This is a genomic window from Pseudomonas sp. ICMP 3272 (assembly GCF_001466905.1).
Taxonomy (GTDB): domain Bacteria; phylum Pseudomonadota; class Gammaproteobacteria; order Pseudomonadales; family Pseudomonadaceae; genus Aquipseudomonas; species Aquipseudomonas amygdali.
The window spans coordinates 164,194-183,074 of the sequence record NZ_LKEK01000053.1 but is presented as its reverse complement, the minus strand read 5'-3'; the positions used below and the strand labels follow the sequence as shown (position 1 = coordinate 183,074).

Annotated in this window: 16 protein-coding genes; 5 read left to right on the top strand and 11 right to left on the bottom strand. The window is 59.7% G+C overall.

From position 1 onward, the window contains the following. Window positions 1-48: 48 nt before the first annotated feature. The 8 genes from AO068_RS14285 to AO068_RS14250 are packed head-to-tail and all read right to left on the bottom strand — an operon-like array spanning window position 49 to window position 8,032. The gene (locus tag AO068_RS14285) at window positions 49-1,077 is read right to left on the bottom strand and encodes a septal ring lytic transglycosylase RlpA family protein (protein ID WP_058408685.1); all 1,029 of its coding nucleotides are present in this window, start codon (window positions 1,075-1,077) and stop codon (window positions 49-51) included. Continuing rightward, on the bottom strand, window positions 1,077-2,084 hold the full coding sequence (gene mltB / locus AO068_RS14280; RefSeq protein WP_002555333.1) for a lytic murein transglycosylase B: 1,008 nt from the start codon (window positions 2,082-2,084) through the stop codon (window positions 1,077-1,079). Before mltB ends, AO068_RS14285 begins: the two co-directional genes overlap by 1 nt. Window positions 2,085-2,101: 17 nt before the next feature. Continuing rightward, window positions 2,102-3,205 carry a rod shape-determining protein RodA gene (gene rodA, locus AO068_RS14275; RefSeq protein WP_003368803.1) on the bottom strand — a complete coding sequence of 368 codons (1,104 nt, stop codon included), beginning with the start codon at window positions 3,203-3,205 and terminating at the stop codon, window positions 2,102-2,104. A gap of 31 nt (window positions 3,206-3,236) precedes the next feature. After that, on the bottom strand, window positions 3,237-5,132 hold the full coding sequence (gene mrdA / locus AO068_RS14270; RefSeq protein ID WP_058408684.1) for a penicillin-binding protein 2: 1,896 nt from the start codon (window positions 5,130-5,132) through the stop codon (window positions 3,237-3,239). Between the two features lie 28 nt (window positions 5,133-5,160). Beyond that, the gene (gene rlmH / locus AO068_RS14265) at window positions 5,161-5,628 is read right to left on the bottom strand and encodes a 23S rRNA (pseudouridine(1915)-N(3))-methyltransferase RlmH (protein ID WP_002555336.1); all 468 of its coding nucleotides are present in this window, start codon (window positions 5,626-5,628) and stop codon (window positions 5,161-5,163) included. A 9-nt stretch (window positions 5,629-5,637) separates the two neighbouring features. Further along, the gene (gene rsfS, locus AO068_RS14260) at window positions 5,638-6,024 is read right to left on the bottom strand and encodes a ribosome silencing factor (RefSeq protein WP_002555337.1); all 387 of its coding nucleotides are present in this window, start codon (window positions 6,022-6,024) and stop codon (window positions 5,638-5,640) included. A 60-nt stretch (window positions 6,025-6,084) separates the two neighbouring features. After that, window positions 6,085-6,744, bottom strand: coding sequence for a nicotinate-nucleotide adenylyltransferase (gene nadD / locus AO068_RS14255; RefSeq protein ID WP_161794688.1), 660 nt, complete (start codon window positions 6,742-6,744; stop codon window positions 6,085-6,087). A 22-nt stretch (window positions 6,745-6,766) separates the two neighbouring features. After that, window positions 6,767-8,032: a glutamate-5-semialdehyde dehydrogenase gene (locus tag AO068_RS14250; protein WP_002555339.1), complete on the bottom strand. Its 1,266-nt coding sequence runs from the start codon at window positions 8,030-8,032 to the stop codon at window positions 6,767-6,769. A gap of 284 nt (window positions 8,033-8,316) precedes the next feature. Between AO068_RS14250 and AO068_RS14245 the strand changes: the two genes are divergently transcribed. From AO068_RS14245 to AO068_RS14235, 3 genes are all read left to right on the top strand, one after another. Beyond that, entirely contained in the window at window positions 8,317-8,988 is a 672-nt protein-coding gene (locus AO068_RS14245; protein ID WP_058402604.1) for a DNA-3-methyladenine glycosylase, read from the top strand. A 3-nt stretch (window positions 8,989-8,991) separates the two neighbouring features. Continuing rightward, window positions 8,992-10,308, top strand: a complete 1,317-nt coding sequence (locus tag AO068_RS14240) for a bifunctional DedA family/phosphatase PAP2 family protein (RefSeq protein ID WP_058408683.1) — start codon at window positions 8,992-8,994, stop codon at window positions 10,306-10,308. Between the two features lie 137 nt (window positions 10,309-10,445). Next, window positions 10,446-12,479, top strand: a complete 2,034-nt coding sequence (locus AO068_RS14235) for a pilus assembly protein TadG-related protein (RefSeq protein WP_058408682.1) — start codon at window positions 10,446-10,448, stop codon at window positions 12,477-12,479. Here the strand turns inward: AO068_RS14235 and AO068_RS14230 are convergent. Together AO068_RS14230 and AO068_RS14225 are read right to left on the bottom strand one after the other, a co-directional pair. Beyond that, on the bottom strand, window positions 12,476-15,244 hold the full coding sequence (locus AO068_RS14230) for a PAS domain-containing sensor histidine kinase (protein ID WP_058408681.1): 2,769 nt from the start codon (window positions 15,242-15,244) through the stop codon (window positions 12,476-12,478). The two genes, AO068_RS14235 and AO068_RS14230, sit on opposite strands and share 4 nt — an antisense overlap. Then, window positions 15,234-15,689, bottom strand: coding sequence for a TadE/TadG family type IV pilus assembly protein (locus AO068_RS14225; protein ID WP_058408680.1), 456 nt, complete (start codon window positions 15,687-15,689; stop codon window positions 15,234-15,236). Before AO068_RS14225 ends, AO068_RS14230 begins: the two co-directional genes overlap by 11 nt. Before the next feature lie 75 nt (window positions 15,690-15,764). Between AO068_RS14225 and AO068_RS14220 the strand changes: the two genes are divergently transcribed. Together AO068_RS14220 and AO068_RS14215 are read left to right on the top strand one after the other, a co-directional pair. Continuing rightward, on the top strand, window positions 15,765-16,235 hold the full coding sequence (locus AO068_RS14220) for an A24 family peptidase (protein WP_058402698.1): 471 nt from the start codon (window positions 15,765-15,767) through the stop codon (window positions 16,233-16,235). A 168-nt stretch (window positions 16,236-16,403) separates the two neighbouring features. Next, window positions 16,404-17,192, top strand: a complete 789-nt coding sequence (locus AO068_RS14215) for a response regulator transcription factor (RefSeq protein WP_058408679.1) — start codon at window positions 16,404-16,406, stop codon at window positions 17,190-17,192. Between the two features lie 8 nt (window positions 17,193-17,200). On the opposite strand, the gene AO068_RS14210 is transcribed toward AO068_RS14215, so the two are convergent. Next, window positions 17,201-18,856, bottom strand: coding sequence for a response regulator (locus AO068_RS14210; RefSeq protein ID WP_058402609.1), 1,656 nt, complete (start codon window positions 18,854-18,856; stop codon window positions 17,201-17,203). Window positions 18,857-18,881 lie beyond the last annotated feature (25 nt).

The window sequence follows — 18,881 nt, the reverse complement described above, 5'->3', positions numbered from 1 at the left end:
ACTGCATACCGTCCTCTATTGTTGCCGGAGAACGATTGTCGAAAAAACTTACTGATCCGATGTCACTACGCTCGGCTGACCCAGATTGGCCGACCTGACGCTGTTTTGCAGCTGCTGGGCTTCACCCTGCGTGTCGATCGGTCCCATCCGCACTCGATAGAGCGTTTGCTGATTGCGCGCTATCGAGCTGACGAACACCGGCGCTCGAACCATCCCGCTCAATTTCGACCTCAGGAGTTCCGCAGCGTCCGGGTTGGCGAAGGCTCCCACCTGGAGAAACAGCCCAGCGGCTTGTCCTGAAGCGTTTTTTTTTGCGTCAACCTGCAACGGCACGACAGGTGCGGCGTGCTGCTGAGGGGGTGGCGTGTACTGCTCGACGGTGCCGGTCGAAGTGGACAGCGCGGGCGGCGTCGCCTGGGCAACGACCTGCGGCTGATTGAGCATCAGCGGCGCCGGACGACCACGTTGCGCCCACCATTCCTGAGGGTCGATCCCTTCTACCTTGACGCGTGCAGTGCCGGTTTCGGCGTAGCCGAGCTTTTTGGCGGCCGCATACGAAAGGTCGATGATACGGTCGGAATAGAACGGCCCGCGATCGTTGACGCGCAGGATCACCGTACGATTGTTGTCCAGGTTGGTCACTTTGACATAGCTGGGCAGCGGCAGGGTCTTGTGCGCGGCACTCATGCCGTACAGGTCGTACACCTCGCCATTGGCGGTGTTCTGGCCATGGAACTTGGTGCCGTACCAGGAGGCGGTGCCCGAAGCGACGTAACGCTTGGCATCGCTCATCGGGAAATAGGTCTTGCCCAGCACCGTATACGGGTTGGCCTTATAGGCACCGGTGTGCAGGGTCGGCGTCGCATCGGGGATGCGCGAGACATCCACATCCCACCACGGCGCGCCGTCCTTGTGGGCACGGTTGATGTCCAGCCCCGGCATCGAGCGCACCGCGGCACCGCCTTTTGGCGACTGTGACGAGGTTGTGCGTGACGGCGACGAGCAACTGGCAACCAGCACTGCGAGGCCGGTCAACGCCAGAAGCTTGAATGTTTGCAGAATTGGCGATGCCCGCATTACTTGACGCCTCGAGCTTGAACCAACGATTCAGACAGCTGATACACGGCCATGGCGTACATCACACTGCGGTTATAACGGGTGATTGCATAAAAATTGTTCAAACCCAGCCAGTATTCAGGACCATTGTCGCCTTCCAGACGGAACGCCGTCACCGGCATATCGTCGCGCAGCGCATCATGACTCGCCCAGCCCAGCTGTCGCAACTCCCCGACCGACATTACCGGATCAAGCGCAGGGCTCAACCCCTCATCAACCCGGTCGCCACGTGCGGTCGCACGGCTGACTACCGGCTGACCGGCCACCCAGCCATGACGCTTGAAGTAACTGGCAACGCTGCCGATGGCATCGTCCGGATCGGTCCAGATGTTGATATGGCCGTCGCCGTCGAAATCCACTGCATAAGCGCGGAAACTGCTCGGCATGAACTGCGGCAGGCCCATTGCCCCGGCGTACGAGCCTTTGAGGGTCAAGGGGTCAACCTGTTGTTCGCGAGCCAGCAGCAGAAACTCACGCAATTCCTTGCGGAAGAACTGTGCGCGTGGCGGGTAATCGAAACCGAGCGTCGACAACGCATCGATCACCCGGTAATTGCCGGTGTTGCGGCCGAAAAAGGTTTCCACGCCAATGATCGAAACGATGATCTGCGCCGGTACACCATATTCCTGCTCGGCGCGGGCCAGCGCGGCCTCATGCTGACGCCAGAAATCGACACCGCGGGCGATGCGCGTATCGGTGATGAACATCGGCCGATACTCTTTCCACTGCTTGACCCGTTCGGCCGGGCGGGAAATGGCATCGAGAATCGCCTGCTTGCGCTCGACCTCACGAAACAGGCTCATCAACTGCTCACCGGCAAAACCGTGATCGCGGGTCAGCTCACCGACGAATTCCGCTACCTGGGGCGAACCCTCATAGTCGCCGGCCAGTGCCTCTTGCACCGATCCAAGGATGCCTACCAGACCGACCACCGGAGCATATCGAGCCCAGTTACGCATTGCTTGCATTGAATAGTTCACCTTAATCAAACTTGAGCAATCCATTTACGGTGTGTATGGATCGACATCAAAACCCCAAACGCTGACAGTAGGGTCACCAGCGAAGTTCCGCCGTAGCTAATGAAGGGCAATGGCACCCCCACCACTGGCAGCAGGCCACTGACCATACCGATGTTGACGAAAACGTAAACAAAAAACGTCATGGTCAACGCCCCGGCCAGCAGTTTGCCGAATAATGTCTGCGCCTGTGCCGTGATCACAAGCCCACGGCCGATCAGCAGCATATAGATGATCAGCAGCGCACAGATTCCCACCAGACCGAACTCTTCACCCAGCACCGCGATGATGAAGTCGGTGTGGCTTTCCGGCAGAAAGTCCAGGTGAGACTGAGTGCCCAGCAGCCAGCCTTTGCCGAAAACGCCGCCCGAACCGATGGCTGCCTTTGACTGAATGATGTTCCAGCCGGTGCCCAGCGGATCGCTTTCCGGGTCGAGGAAGGTCAGCACGCGCTGTTTCTGGTAGTCGTGCATAAAGAAGAACCACATGGCCACCGCCGCAGGCACAGCGGCCGCCAGCACACTGATAATCCAGCGCCAGCGCAGGCCGGCCATGAACAGCACAAAGGCACCCGAGGCCAGAATCAGCAGTGACGTCCCCAGGTCAGGCTGGCGAACGATCAGAATGAACGGCACACCGACCAGGGCGAGACTGACCGCTACATGCTTCAAATGCGGGGGCAGCGTGCGTTTGGACAGATACCAGGCGATGGTCGCCGGCATGATGATCTTGAGAAACTCCGAAGGCTGGAAGCGGATCACCCCGGGAATGTTGATCCAGCGCGTCGCGCCCATGGCGTTGTGACCCATGACATCCACCACTACCAGCAGCAGGACGCCGATGACATACAGTACCGGCACCCAGCGCGCCATGAAGCGCGGCTCCAACTGGGCGATCACCACCATCGCCACCAGACCGATACCAAACGAGCTGGCCTGCTTGATGAGCAGGTCCCAGTTTTTGCCGCTGGCCGAATACAGGACGAACAGGCTGCCAGCCGCCAGGGTCAGCAACAGGATCAACAACGGGCCATCGATATGAATGCGCTGCAGAAACGTGGCACGGCGGCGCATCACGTCTTCGCTGGACAGGATGCGGTCGAAATTACTCTTCACGGGCCGCAGCCTCCAGATTCAGGGAACCGGCATACTCAGGCTTGAGATGGCCGTTTTCGTCGAGCAGCCAGGCGTCCATCACCTGACGCACAACGGGTGCAGCAACGCCGGAACCGGACTCGCCGTTCTCGACCATCACTGCAACAACGATTTTCGGGTTGTCGGCCGGTGCAAAGCCGACAAACAGGGCATGGTCACGGTGACGCTCCTGAACCTTGGTGCGGTCGTATTTCTCGCCCTGCTTGATGGCGACAACCTGAGCCGTACCGCTCTTGCCCGCGATCCGGTATTGCGCACCGATGGCAGCCTTGCGCGCCGTACCACGCGCGCCGTGCATCACTTCCTGCATACCATGGTTGACTCGCCCCCAGTTGGCCGGATCACGCAGCACGATATCCGGCATCGGGTTTTCATCCACAGGCGCCTTGCCTTCGATGGTTCTGGCCAGATGCGGACGGTTCCACACACCCTTGTTGGCCACCAGTGCGGTCGCCTGAGCCAGTTGCAACGGCGTGGCCTGCATATAGCCCTGCCCAATGCCGAGAATCAGCGTTTCGCCAGGGAACCAGGCCTGACGACGGGTCGCGCGCTTCCATTCACGGGACGGCATCAGACCGGGGGATTCCTCGAACATATCCAGCGACACTTTCTGCCCGATGCCGAACTTGTTCATGTAGGTGGAAAGCCGGTCGATGCCCAGTTTGTGCGCCAGATCGTAGAAGTACGTGTCATTGGAACGCATGATCGCGGTATCCAGATCCACCCAGCCATCGCCGGTGCGGTTCCAGTTACGGTACTTGTGATCGTAATTGGGCAGTTGGTAATACCCTGGGTCGAACACTCTTGAACCGGGCGTTACCGCACCGGCGTCCAGCCCGGCAATCGCCACGGCAGGCTTGATGGTCGAACCGGGCGGGTAAAGGCCGCGCAGAATGCGGTTGAACAGCGGTCGGTCGATGGAATCGCGCAGCTCGGCGTAGGCCTTGAAGCTGATACCGGTGACAAACAGGTTCGGATCGAAACTCGGCGCGCTGACCATCGCCAGCACTTCTCCGGTGGCCGGGTCCAGCGCCACTACCGCGCCACGACGCCCACCCAGTGCGGCCTCGGCAGCTTCCTGAAGGTTGATGTCCAGGCTCAGGACGATGTCCTTGCCGGGAATCGGGTCGGTGCGTTTCAGTACACGCAGCACGCGGCCACGGGCGTTGGTCTCGACCTCTTCGTAGCCGACCTGACCATGCAGATCGGGCTCGTAAAAGCGCTCGATACCGGTCTTGCCAATATGGTGCGTGCCGCTGTAATTGATCGGATCGAGGCTCTTGAGCTCTTTTTCGTTGATCCGCCCCATGTAACCGACCGAGTGGGCAAAATGCGGCCCTTGCGGGTAGTGCCTGACCAGTTGCGCAACCACTTCGACACCCGGCAGGCGGAACTGGTTGACGGCGATCAAGGCGATCTGCTCTTCGCTCAGTTCGAACAGGATGGGCACCGGTTCGAATGGCCGACGCCCCTGTTTCATGCGCTTTTCGAAGATGATGCGATCGTCAGGGGTGAGCTGCAGGATCTCGACAATGGTGTCGAGCACGCTGGACCACTCGCCAGCACGCTCACGGGTCATGCTGAGACTGAAACTGGGCCGGTTGTCGGCGACCACCACGCCATTACGGTCGTAGATCAGCCCACGGCTGGGCGGAATCGGCTGAACGTGAACGCGGTTGTTTTCCGACAGTGTGGAGTGATACTCGTACTGGATGACCTGCAGGTAATACAGCCGGGCAATCAGTACGCACACTAGCAACACGACCGCCACGGCACCGAACACGACCCTGCCGCGCACCAGGCGTGCGTCCTTTTCGTGGTCTTTGAGGCGGATCGGTTGAGACATTTAGGCCGTATTCACAGTAAAGACGATGCTACTTGTGATAAGGGTGCCCGGACAGGACCGTCCAGGCGCGATACATCTGTTCGCCGATCAGAATGCGCACCAGTGGATGCGGCAGGGTCAGCGGCGACAGAGACCAGCGTTGCTCACTGCGGGCACAGACTTCAGGTGCCAGCCCCTCGGGGCCGCCGACCATCAGGTTGACCGTGCGCGCATCGAGGCGCCAGCGATCGAGTTCGACCGCCAGCTGTTCGGTACTCCACGGTTTGCCATGCACTTCAAGCGTGACAATCCGCTCGCCCGGCTGCACTTTCGCCAGCATCGCCTCGCCTTCCTGACGGATGAAGCGCGCGACATCGGCGTTCTTGCCTCGGGTATTGAGCGGGATTTCCACCAGTTCCAGCGCAAGCTCGGAGGGCATCCGCTTGGCGTACTCGTGCCAACCTTCCTCCACCCACTTGGGCATGCGCGAACCCACAGCAATCAGACGCAGACGCACATCAAGGCCTTATTCGTTGCCTGGAGTGTGATGCGCAGCGCTGGCGGCACGGCTTTGTTCGGCACCCTGCCACAAGCGTTCCAGGTCGTAGAACTGGCGTGCCGCAGCGGTCATTACGTGAACGATCACATCGCCCAGGTCCAGCAGAACCCAGTCGCTGTCGCCTTTGCCTTCTTCGCTCAGGGATTTCAGGCCGGCCGCCTTGACCTTGTCACGGACGTTATCGACCAGTGCGTTCAGCTGACGGTTGGACGTACCGGTGCAGATCAGCATGTAGTCGGCGATGCTGGTCTTGTCACGCACATCGATGGTCAGGATGTCGGCACCCTTGACTTCTTCAAGGGCTGCAATCGCAACATTGATGACTTCTTCACTGCTCATTTTTTGCTTTGTCATATAAAACTCATTCAGCTCGTATGTGTGGGACCGTTCAAACGCTTATCGATCAAAGCAGTTTCAGGACGACCCATCAGTGTTCGGCGCACGGTAAAGCCCGCGCGCATCGATATAGGCCAGTACCGCGTCTGGCACCAGAAAACGTACCGACTTACCGCTGGCCAGCAGTTGACGGATCTGGGTGGCAGACACCGATAAAGGCGTCTGCCAGACGAATGTAATGTGTCCACCCGGCCCTTTCAGGGCCTTGGGGTCGCTGACCGCACGTGCCGCCAGCAGATTGCGCATGGCATCCGGCGACTCGCTGTCCGCGTCCGGGCGTTGCAGCACCACGATATGGCAGTGCTCCAGCAGTTCTTCCCACCTGTGCCAGGTCGGCAGCCCGCAAAAGGCATCCCAACCCAGCAACAGGAACAACTGGTCCTGAGGCGCCAGTTCGGCGCGCATCGATTCCAGTGTGTCGAGGGTATACGACGGTTTGTCCCGCTTCAGTTCACGGTCATCCACCGTCAAGGGCGACACACCCGCAACCGCGCTCTGAACCATCGCCAGACGGTCCTCGGCAGTGACACTCGGCATGTCACGATGCGGAGGCCTGGCGCTGGGCGTCAGGCGCAACTCATCGAGTTCCAGCAGTTCGGCCACTTCGAGCGCACCGCGCAAGTGACCGATATGAACCGGGTCAAACGTACCCCCAAGCATACCGATACGTCTGGGCAGCGCTGTCGTGGGGTTGTTCAAGTCAGGCTTGTCCGCGCAATTGACCATCACCGATCACGATGTACTTCTCGCAGGTCAACCCTTCAAGCCCGACAGGACCGCGGGCGTGCAGCTTATCAGTAGAAATGCCGATCTCGGCACCCAATCCGTATTCGAACCCGTCCGCGAAGCTGGTCGGCGCATTGACCATGACCGAACTGGAGTCGACCTCGGCCATGAACCGGCGAATCTGGCTTTGATGGTCGGAAACGATGGCATCGCTGTGATGCGAACCATAATGGTTGATGTGCTCGATGGCTTCGTCCAGCCCTGAAACGACACGAATCGACAGGATTGCAGCCAGGTATTCGGTGTGCCAGTCGTCTTCGGTGGCCGGAATAACGTCGATCAGGTCACGAGTGCGCTCGCAACCGCGCAACTCGACGCCCTTCTCGCGAAACTGCGCGGCCATGGCGGGCAGGAAATCGGCGGCGATGGTTTGATCGACCAGCAGGGTTTCCATCGCGCCGCAGATGCCGTAGCGGTAGGTCTTGGCATTGAAGGCAATCTTCTGCGCCTTGGCCAGATCGGCGTGAGCGCTGACATACACATGGCAGATGCCGTCCAGATGCTTGATGACCGGCACACGCGCATCGCGGCTGACCCGCTCGATCAGGCCCTTGCCGCCACGCGGAACGATGACGTCAACGTACTCGGGCATGGTGATCAAAGCGCCAACTGCTGCACGGTCGGTGGTTTCAACCACCTGCACCACGGCAGCAGGCAGCCCGGCCTCGGCCAGGCCACGCTCGATGCAGGCGGCAATGGCACGATTGGAATGAATGGCTTCGGAACCGCCGCGCAGGATGGTCGCATTGCCGGACTTCAGGCACAGACTGGCCGCATCAATGGTCACATTCGGACGCGACTCGTAGATGATTCCCACAACACCCAGCGGCACACGCATCTTGCCGACCTGAATACCCGACGGCCGATAGCTCATGTCGCGGATCGCACCGACCGGGTCTGCCAGACCTGCTACCTGACGCAACCCGACGATCATGCTGTCGATACGCGCGGGGGTCAGGGCCAGTCGTTCCAGCATTGCCGGCTCAAGGCCGTTGGCCTGACCATTGGCCAGGTCCAGCGCATTGGCGGCAGACAGCTCGGCGCGCGCCTCGTCCAGAGCGGCGGCAGTGGCTTGCAGGGCGCGGTTCTTCTGCGCAGTGCTGGCACGACCGATCACTCGCGAGGCTTCGCGGGCGGCGCGACCCAGGCGGGTCATGTAGTCAAGAACGGACTCAGTCATGGTCTCAGAGGTCTTGGCAAAGAGGAAAGCGGCTGATTATAGCTGTCGTGCCGCACGAACGACAGCGCAGACAGGCGGATGGTCGATATCAGTGCGCAGATTTATTGACCGGCGACTGGCATTGCAGCACGCCATGCGCATGCAGACATCGCGCATTGCGCTGAATGGCTTGTCATGATTCAGTCACGTTCAGAAACAACAAAGCCGCTAATCCAGACACATTCAGCTGCAATTAAAGTTGCGCTTGTTATTATCGGGCACCTTCTCAACGTGCCCGCCTGACTATGCCCGCTGCCCTTCCGGATCATTTCTTCCATCGCGATGCCCAGTTGCTGGCCCGCGATCTGCTGGGCAAGGTCATTCGGCATAAGGTGGGCGAGCTGTGGCTGGCCGCCCGAATCATCGAAACCGAAGCGTACTACTGCGCTGAAAAAGGCAGCCATGCTTCGCTGGGCTATACCGAAAAGCGCAAGGCACTGTTCCTCGACGGCGGGCATATCTATATGTACTACGCGCGCGGCGGTGACTCGCTGAATTTCAGCGCCGAGGGGCCGGGCAATGCAGTGCTGATCAAATCGGCATTTCCCTGGACCGACGCAACCAGCGACGAAAACGCCCTGGCGCAGATGCAGTTGAACAACCCCGACGCCAGCGGCGCAATCCGCCCGCCGCAACGGCTCTGTGCTGGCCAGACGCTGCTTTGCAAGGCGCTTGGTCTGAAAGTACCGGAGTGGGACGCCAGGCGCTTCGACCCCCAGAGGTTGCTGGTCGAAGACATCGGCCAGACACCCGAGCGCATTATCCAGACCACCCGCCTGGGTATCCCTGCCGGGCGCGATGAGCATTTGATGTATCGCTTCGTAGATGCCGGTTATGCCCGTTTCTGCACACGGAACCCTCTCAGACGCGGTCAGGTCGAAGGCCGCGACTACTTATTTCTCGATCAAGGAAACTGACCGATGGGCGATCTGCTCAATGGCATGACCGGCTGGCTGACCGCAAACCCTTCCTGGGTGGCTGTCGCGATCTTTTTGGTGGCCTTCACTGAATGCGTCGCGATCGTCGGGATCGTCGTGCCGGGCACGGTCATCATGTTTGCCATCGCCGCCTTGGCGGGCAGCGGCATACTGCCGTTGAGCGAAGTGCTGTTACTGGGTTTTCTCGGTGGGCTGCTGGGTGACGCGGTGTCGTACTTCATAGGTCGGCGCTTTCATCAGAATATCCGTCAGTTGCCCGGCTTGCGCACGCACCCGGAGTGGATGGAAGGTGCGGAAAATTACTTCCACCGTTACGGCATCGCCAGTTTGCTGGTCGGGCGCTTCATCGGCCCGCTACGCCCGATGCTGCCAATGATTGCCGGCATGTGCGACATGCCGCTGCCGCGCTTTGCGGCCGTCAGTGTACTGGCCGCGGCAGGCTGGTCGATTGCCTACCTGATGCCGGGCTGGGCGGCGGGCGCGGCCATTCGCCTGCCGCTGCCGGAAGGCTTCTGGCCTGAGGCGGCAGTGGTCGGTGCCGGTCTGGCGATTCTGTTCGGGCTGAGTATTCAGAGCAGCATTCGCCAAAAGCGTTATGCAACCAAACTTATTTCCGTGCTCAGCCTGACGCTGGTCGCGGCGCTGTTCATCGGCTGGCCCTATCTGGCAGACTTCGACAACGGCCTGATGACGCTCATTCAAGAGCATCGCAGCGAGGCCGCACAGAACATCGTGATCTTCGTCACCAGCATCGGCGACTTCAAGGCCCAGTTGCTGGCGGCCTCCCTGCTGATCATCGTGCTGGCCGTTGCCAGACAATGGCGTCACGCAGCCTTTGCCCTGACCGCAACACTGGGTACCGCGATTGCCAATGGCACCCTGAAAACGTTCTTCGCCCGCGCTCGTCCGGAGGTGCTGGTAGAGCCACTGACCACTTACAGCATGCCCAGTGGCCACAGTTCTGCGGCCTTTGCGCTGTTCATGACGCTGGCGGTGCTGGCCGGGCGCGGCCAGCCCGTGCGCCTGCGCCTGAGCTGGATGCTGGTCGGCGGCATTCCGGCACTGGCCATCGCGCTTTCCAGGGTTTATCTGGGCGTTCACTGGCCAACGGACATCCTCGCTGGAATGCTCCTGGCGTTCTGTGTCTGCGCCGCCAGCCTGGCATTCATTCAGCGCAACGACCCCTTGCCCGCCATGTCGGTCCGGGTCTGGTGGCTCATCGTCCCGGCAATGACCGCGCTGCTCGGCATTTTTGCAGTGCGCGCCCTCTCGCACGCAGTACTGCGTTACCAGTACTGATCGGCATACCTGATCGCGCCCGTACAAATCGGGTGCGACACTTCTCAAATCTGGCACCTTGCCAGTGCTCTTTCGAGGCGTTGACTACACTCCCCTGAAGCAGATGAGTGAGCAACGGCGTGGCCGAAGGAGTGCTGATGTCCCCACTGGATGGTTATGCGGCAATGCCCACCCGGCAACGCGGCGCGATCGGCATGATGGCCGCGCTGACATTGGGATTGGCGCTGCTTTGCACGCTGATAGTGGTCGACAGCGGCAGGCTGTATCTGGAAAAACGCTCGTTGCAGCGGATCGCGGACATCGCCGCCCTGGAAGCTGCGGGGCGCAGGGGGACATGCAGCGATGCGGCCACCGCCGCTGGCTTCGCCACGCAGAGCGCCACGCGTAACGGCTTTACCCCGAATACCGGAGGGCGAACGCTAACGACCCTCTGCGGCACCCTTACGGTGGGCCTGCAGAGCCAGCGCGTATTTGTCGCGGACTCCACTCAGGCACTGGCCATTCAAGTGGTCGCGGCGCATCCGGTGCCACGAAGTATTGCTGCCGGTATTGTTGCCCTGTTCGAAAAAACGCCCTCCCCTGCGAACATCACCATCAGCGCCACGGCCGTGGCTGCCAGTGCCGCGCCACTGGCGGCGCTGACCATTCGCAGTGCGACCGTAACAGTGGACAGCACTCGGGCGGCCATTCTGAATCCGCTCATCGGCAGCCTGCTCGGTGGCACGCTTAACCTGAGCGTAGCGAACTGGCAGGGCCTCGCCAGCACCGACCTCAGCCTGTTGAGCTATCTGAACCGACTCAAGACCGACCTTAACCTGACTGCGGTCGGTTACAGCGAGGTGCTCAACACATCGGTTTCTGTCAGCCAGTTGATCCAGAGTGCTATCAATGTGCTCGACCCCGGCGCGACCTTGAACGGTACGGCTACCATCGCGGGCCTGCAGGCATTGAAGCTGGCGGCTGGCGCAACCACTGTGTTGCTCGGTGACTTGCTGTCGATACAAGGCAGTTCGGACCTCGCTGCATTGAACACCAATCTGCGCCTTCTGGACCTGGTCCAGGGCATTGCGCAACTGGCCAATGACAAGACCGGCATATCCACAGCTGCGCAGATAAATGTCGGCACCCTGGCACAGGTCACCACACGATTTCAGGTGGTTGAGCCGCCTCAGTTATCGGCCATCGGCGACCCGAGCAAGATTGATCCGCTCAATCCCAAAACCGGTGCCAACCGGATCTACGTGCGCACCGCGCAGATGCGCGCGCTGGTGTCGATCAATCTGCCAGTGCTGGGCACCATTACGTCATTGGCCAACACTGCGGGCTCGGTGGTGGGCAGCCTGACACCGATCCTCAATAGCGCGTTGAGCCTGAACATCGCGGGCCTGGTGACATCAGCCACCTGCGCCGTAGGGCTAAACAGTTGCATGGTCACCGATTTCAAGTTTCTGACCTCGGACTCTTCTGCCAGCGCCGGCCCCAGGATAGATCTGAGCCTGTCGCTGGCCAGCGCCGACACCTATGTCACCGGCTACACCTGTACCAGCAACACCAGCAAAACCTTGAGTGTCAAAACAGATGCAGGATTGCTCAGCGCCAAGGTTGGCTGGATTGACAGTACGGCAGCGTTTCCTGCCAGCACTGACCCCTCGGCAATCACCGCACTGCCTCTGCCGGTGCTGGATATAGGCACCAAGACCTGCCAGAAGATAGCGGGACTGTTGGGCAACTGCACCGCCCGTACCCCCTTCGGCGGTGGCGGCATAGGTCTCACGTTCGATACGGTAAGCCAGTCGCCGCTGGGCAGCTCAACGGTCGTCAGTACAACCTTCAGCTCGCCCAATCTGCCGGAAATCAACAGCGCGCCCTATTTCCTGACAAGCGTTGCGCACACCAAACCCAGTACGTTGCTGAACGGCACGGTTTCCAGCGTAAAGGTGAATGCCTATAAACCTGCGACCAGCAATGTGCTAGGCAACGTCATTACTGGAGCAGCTGCAACGCTGAACAGCCTGACCGTTGCGCTGGACGCTATTGTGGAGAACACGCTGACCGGCTTGCTGACATCAGTCGTCGACCCGCTGTTCGAGTCACTTGGCCTGAATCTGGGTGCCACCGATGTGGGTGCCAATTTAAGCTGCAACATCGGTCAGGCGACGCTGATTATCTAACTGGCATTGAATATCGGCAGCTCGATCTGGAAACGAGCGCCCTCCCCGACGTTGCCGACGCTGAGCTGGCCGCCCATCTGATCGACGATGCCGTAGCTGACAGACAAGCCCAGTCCGGTGCCGACGCCCACCGGCTTGGTGGTGAAGAAAGGCTCGAAAATGCGCTCCAGCAAACGCGGATCAATCCCCCCGCCGTTGTCCTGAACCGCCAGCCTGATGATGTTTTCATCCCGCTCGGCCTCGACGCTGATCCACGGTTCGAAATCCCGGTCTTTTTCCCGGCGCGACAACAACGCATCACGGGCGTTGACCATCAGGTTGATCAGCACCTGCTCAAGCTGATCGACATGCCCGCGAACCTGCACGTCTTCGATCATGGTGCCGACCCGCAACTGCACACCCTTGCCCTTCATGCCTTCGGCCAGCATCGAGATAGTGCCTTCCACCGCCTGCGCCGGATCGAACAGCTGCTCCTCCACTTCGGAGCGCCGCCCGAATACCCTCATGTGGTCCACCACGCGGGCAGCGCGCTGTACCTGTGTGTCGATACGGTTGAGTTTTTCGGTGAGGTATTCGATGTCCACGTCACCGCGCCCCAGACGCTTGAGGACATTGACTACCGCCATGCGCATGACGTTGAGGGGCTGATTGATCTCGTGGGCAAGGCCTGTGGACATTTCGCCAAGCGTGGCCATTTTCGCACTCTGGTTCAATTGCATCCTGGAGCGGCGCACATCGGTGTTATCACGGCCTACAGCCTGAACCTCGACCAGCGTGCCGTGCTCGTCGAATATTCCCCGGTCAGCCCATACCCACCAGGCGTACTCACGGCCGGGCAGTTCGATACAGATTTCTTCGGTGCTCACCGGCGCTTGCGGGGTGAGTTGACCGATACGCCGAATGAACGCCTCGCGCTGCTCGTCAGAAAGCCAGTCCCCCAGATTGATCCCGGTCAGTTGTTCCGGCGTGCATTCCATGTAATTGGCCAGTGGCCGGTTGCCGAAACTCAGTACCAGCTCCGGAGAGTAGCGGCAGATCATGGCCGGTGAGTCTTCAACCAGAATGCGGTAGCGCTCTTCGCTCTGACGCACATGCTCGGCCGCCAGAGTGGCTTCGGTCACGTCCAGCCACAGGCCGACCGCCTCCACCGGCATGCCGAGGTCGTCACGCAGCAATCGCGCTTCGTCCAGCAACCAATGGTAATGGCCGTTCTTGTTGCGCAACCTGTAACGCCGACTGACAACGCCTTCGCGCAACAGCTGCCGGTTACGCTCGAACCAGATGTCGCGGTCTTCGGGGTGAATATATTCCGCCAACTGGCCGTCTACGCATTCAGCCAGCGTCCAGCCCAGCAAGGGCGTGAGGCTGTCACTGAAAAAGGTTGGCTCAAGGTTGCCGTGATCGTAGCGCTGCACGTAAATCACGGCCGGCGAGCTGGCAATCAGGTTATCCAGCCGGGCGTGAGCGGCCGCTGCTTCGGTTTCCTGATTCTTGATATCACTGACATCGAGCATGAAACCCAACACCCGCTGAACCTGACCACTGATCAGCGCCTGACCCTGAATACGAAACCAGAGGGTTTCCTGGGCAGGGTCGCTTTGCGCCAGACGCACGCAAAGCATCAGGGCTGTGCCTTTGTCACGCAACTGCGCCAGACGACTGGAAAGTTCTTGTCGATCGACCGGATGAATCAACGCCAGCCAGTCCTGACGTGACAGGCTTTCGACCCGATCACTCAGACGTAAACTGCGCGCCAGTTGCGGTGCCAGGAGGATTTCGTCACGCGCAGGCATCAGCTCCCACCAACCGGTGCCCAGCAGATCCTGAAGCACCGCCAGGCGCTCTACATGGTGACGGTTGTGCTGCTCGGACAAGCGAAAAAGCACCGGCCCGGCCAGCGCCGAACACAGGTTGAGCCACTCGCGCTCTCCCAGGTCTGGAGCCTGCTGTTGTGGGTTATAGAAGCCGAACATCAGCCACGCCTTGGCAACGTTGTCGCGGCTGTGCGGAATCAGAAAACCGTCCGCGTTGCCGAAGGCACTCTGCAGCGGCCCTTGGTCGACGCCGCCGCCAAACCTCAGTTGATGGGTAATGTTGGCGTCGAATCGATCCAGCGCATTACCCAGTCGCTGCCCGACCTGCCATAACTCCGGCGCGGTGTGGGCACTGTACTGACAGTAGACACGCCAGCCAGTGCCGCTGACTTCCGGCAATACCAGCGCCAGACAGGGAACGCGCCATAGCTGCGCCAGTTCCTCGAGCTGCTCGGTCACCACGGCAGTCAGCCGGTCCACGTTGCACACGCGCACACGCTCAGCCATCTGCCCGGCGAAGCGCAGGCATTGCTGGCGGCTGCGGGCGGCACTGGCCTCTTCCATCAAGTCGCTGATATCCAGCAGTTGCAACAGCCAGCCCTTGCCATGCGCCTGCACCCAGCCACGAGCGTGCAAGGTGTGCGCATCGGCACTCTTGAAGTCCAGGTCCAGCATGTGCCCCAGCCAGTCATGCGGCACGCCTTCAATGACCAGCGCGCTATTGGGCAGCAACAGGTTCATCAACCGCTGCGCAGCCGCCAGCGGAGCAGCAATACCCAACCGCGCAAGCAACTGCGGGCTGATGCTCTGTATCCGCCCTTCGTCATCGAGCAGCACATAAAGGTCGACCCCGACCGGGCCCGGCTCGCTTGACACGGGCACAGCCTGGGATACCGGCGGCGCTTCACCACGGCCCAGCCAACGACTCAGACGATTTTTTTCAAGGGGCAAGTTGCAGACTCGCTTGTGCAGTAAGGTTGGTCGGCAAGCGCGGAACCTCGCCGATGCCAGGGAGCGTCAATAACGGGAGTACCTGGGTCAATCGGGTCTTGGGGTACTGGATGGTCACCGTCAGAACACCGGCGGTGTAGGTCACGTTGGTATAACTGGCGTTGAAACCCAGCGCAGGTGGCATCCATGACAGCTGATTCATGACGACACTCTGTGCCTGGCTGACCAACAGGGTGTTATAGCCAGTTACTGTCGGGCTAAGGGCAACACTTCGGCGCACGGCTTCACTCGCCGCCGCATTGAAAGACTGCATCATGAGCAACGGCAGGCTATAACTCACCATGCCATAGAACACAGCAAAGAAAACAACGAACACCGCAGCGAACTCAATAGCGGCGGCACCCTGTTGCCGATCGGGCAAGGCATGCTGCAGAACGGTTTTCATATCAACGTCTACCCTGACATTTACTGCTTCAACAGAGCATAGATTCTTTCCGGAAAACAGGATGTTTTTTGCTTGATAAAACTATTTCTTCTGCTTGTCTGGTTTGCAATTTGCGCCGAACAGGACGCGCGACGCAAGCAAATTTCAAACAGCCTGACACTGGGCGCAGCAGCACTGGCCGCTGCCTGGCTGGCAGGCACAGGAACAACCTGGCTGGGCGCCGCACCGCTGGAAGCCGCGCAGACACTGGCGCTGGCACTGGGCCTGACGTTGCCTGGTTATGCGCTCGGCAAGCTGGGCGCCGGAGACGTCAAGCTGATGACCGCACTCGCGCTCGCCTCCAACAGCGCCTATTTGCTGTGCACGTTTATCGGCGCAGGCGTCGCCGTGCTGATCTGGGCGTTGCTTGCCAGGAAAGTACAGCGTCATATAAACCAACAGGTTGCGCGGCGTTACGCCTATATGTTCGCTGATGCGTCAGATAAATATCCCTTTTCACCTTTTTTGTTGGCTGGCTCGCTGCTGACAGTCGCGTTGCTCCATTAGTCGACTCTCGGCCAATTGGAAGTTTAATGCTATGTACATAGTCAGAAAGTACGACTACGGTTAATACATCGCTGTGGCGTACTGTCATCGGAATACCCGAGACGGTTCATACAACGCTTAATCATGTTTGCTGAATGGATAAAGGTTCCGGTCTGCCGGCCTTACAGCATGGAGTTGCATGTGGATAACTACCCGGTCACGAAAGTTCTGGTGGTCGATGACCAGCCTCTTATCGTTGAAGAACTCTGTGAGTTTCTGGAGAGCAGCGGCTATGAGTGCGTGCGCTGCCATTCAAGCCTTGAGGCCATCGAGCATTTCAGCAGCGACAGCGCTATTGGCATCGTAGTGTGCGACCTGGAAATGCCAGGCATGAACGGGATCGAGATGGTCGAGGCGATGAAGATGGCTGGCGGCAAGACGCATTTGTTCGAGGCCATCATGCTGACCGGACAAGCCGAGAAAAAGGATGTCATCAAGGCCCTGCGAGCCGGCATTGCCGATTACTACCAGAAGCCGGTGAACCTTGAAGAGTTGCTTGAGGGCGTCCAGTTGCAGGTGGAAGCGCTGAACGAACGGCAGAAAAATCGTCAACAATTGGGCCTGCTCAACGAGAAGCTTCAGTTTCTGGCCGCCTCCATAGACGACCTCTATCAGAATCTGGATAACGTTCAGAACAGGGCGCAGTCGGAGCGCAAAACCAGCCCCGAAAGTGATGCGCAGATGCCCGTGGCGCTGGCCAAATTGTCACCCCGCCAGCTTGATGTGGCGCGGCTGGTCAGCAAGGGGCTGACCAATTATCAGATTGCCTGCGAACTGGGCATTACCGAAAACACCGTCAAGCTCTACGTTTCCCAAGTGCTGCGCTTGACCCACATGCATAACCGCACCCAACTGGCCTTGGCATTTTCACCCGGCCAATCGGCAGAGCGGCAAAAGCTGATCGAAAGCCAGGGCTAAAAACGGAATCAGGCCTCGATTTCCGTCAACACGACGTGATAAGGCACATCCACGAGGGCCGAATGCACCTGATTGCGGCCCGCGTGCTTGGCGCAGTACAACGCCGTATCCGCCTGTGACGCAAGGCTCAGGCTGTCGTCATTCGCCCCCAGAGAAACCACTCCGGCGCTGAAAGTGCAGAACAGGTCAGTCGGCTGCGCGGGATAATGGATCTCCGCAAAGCGATGGCGAATCTCATCAAGCACTTTATGGGCACTTTGAATGTCGGTGTCCGGCATGACGATGGCAAATTCCTCACCACCGTAACGACCGATGAAGTCGGTTTTGCGCAGGCGCTGCTTGAGAAACAGCGCCAGGCTCTTGATGACGCGGTCTCCCATCGGGTGACCGTGGCTGTCGTTGACCTTCTTGAAGTGGTCGATATCGAGCATGGCAAAGCACAGCGGCTTGCCCTCGCGTCGTGAGCGAAAGCTGCAATCTTCCAGCAGTTGCAGAATGTGCGTGTGGTTGTAGAGCCCGGTCAAGCTGTCACGAACCATGCGCGACTTGAGGCTGCGGGCCCTGGCGGCGCGGTTGCGAACCGTGGTGATCAGATGACGTGGCTTGATCGGCTTGGTGAGGAAGTCATCGCCGCCCTCGCTCATGGCGTCAAGCTGCTTGTCCTGATCATCTTCGGCCGACAGGTAAATGATCGGCACGCTGACGTAGCGGTCGTTATGGCGAATGACCTTGGCCAGCTCAGTGCCGGTGCAACCGGGCATGTACATATCGAGAATGATCAGATCCGGCTGGAACTCCGCCAATTCGGACATTGCCTGAATCGGGTCGAGCAGAACCCGCGTAACAATTCCCGCTGCATTCAGAATGCGTTCGGTGTGCATTGCCTGAGCGCGGGAATCGTCGATGATCAGCACCTTATAGGGCTCGTATTGAGCAACGCAGGTCAGGACTTCGATTTTTTCCAGCAGACTCGACGCTTCCAGCGCGCCGGTCAAAAACTCCTCGCCACCGGCTCGCACCGCTGCCAGGCGGGTGGGCGTATCGGTTTCGTTAATGCTGAAAAACAACAGCGGAAGCTTCTGCTCCAGGCCTTCCTGAGCCTGAGAAGCCAGCTTCAGACCCTGACCAGGCCCGCTGAAATCCACATCCATGACAATCGCCGCCGGGTGCCGCTGCGCCATTGCGCGCTGAAACTCGGCAACACTGTGCAGCGACAGGGCGGCCAAACCGAAAAACTCCAGTTGCTTGGCCAGACGCTCGGCCCGCTCATGGTCCTGAAGCACCACATAGACCGGCTTGCGCAATGGAGGCAGCGACGTTTGCTCAAGCTGGTCGCCATGCCGCAGCCCGGTGCGGGAAAGACGTTGCATCAGACGATTGAGGTCGGTGATGACGCTGCTGTTGAGGCGACCGCGATTGGCTTCGACAGCATCGAGTGCCTGGCTGATGTCATGCGCCAGCGAAATGTGTTCAACCTGCTCGAAGCGCTCGGCAAAGCGCAGTAAGCGTAACGTCGATTCCTTAAGCTCAGCCATGTCGCCAGCCGACCACTCGGCCTTCTGCAGACGTTGCCACGTCTCCAGAATCTGGCGTGCCTGGTGGATAACCCTTTGGGCAAAGTGATGCTTCAGGCGATCTCGGCTAGGGTCTTCTGGCTCGGTCATATTGAGGCTACTGTGGTTTTACTGA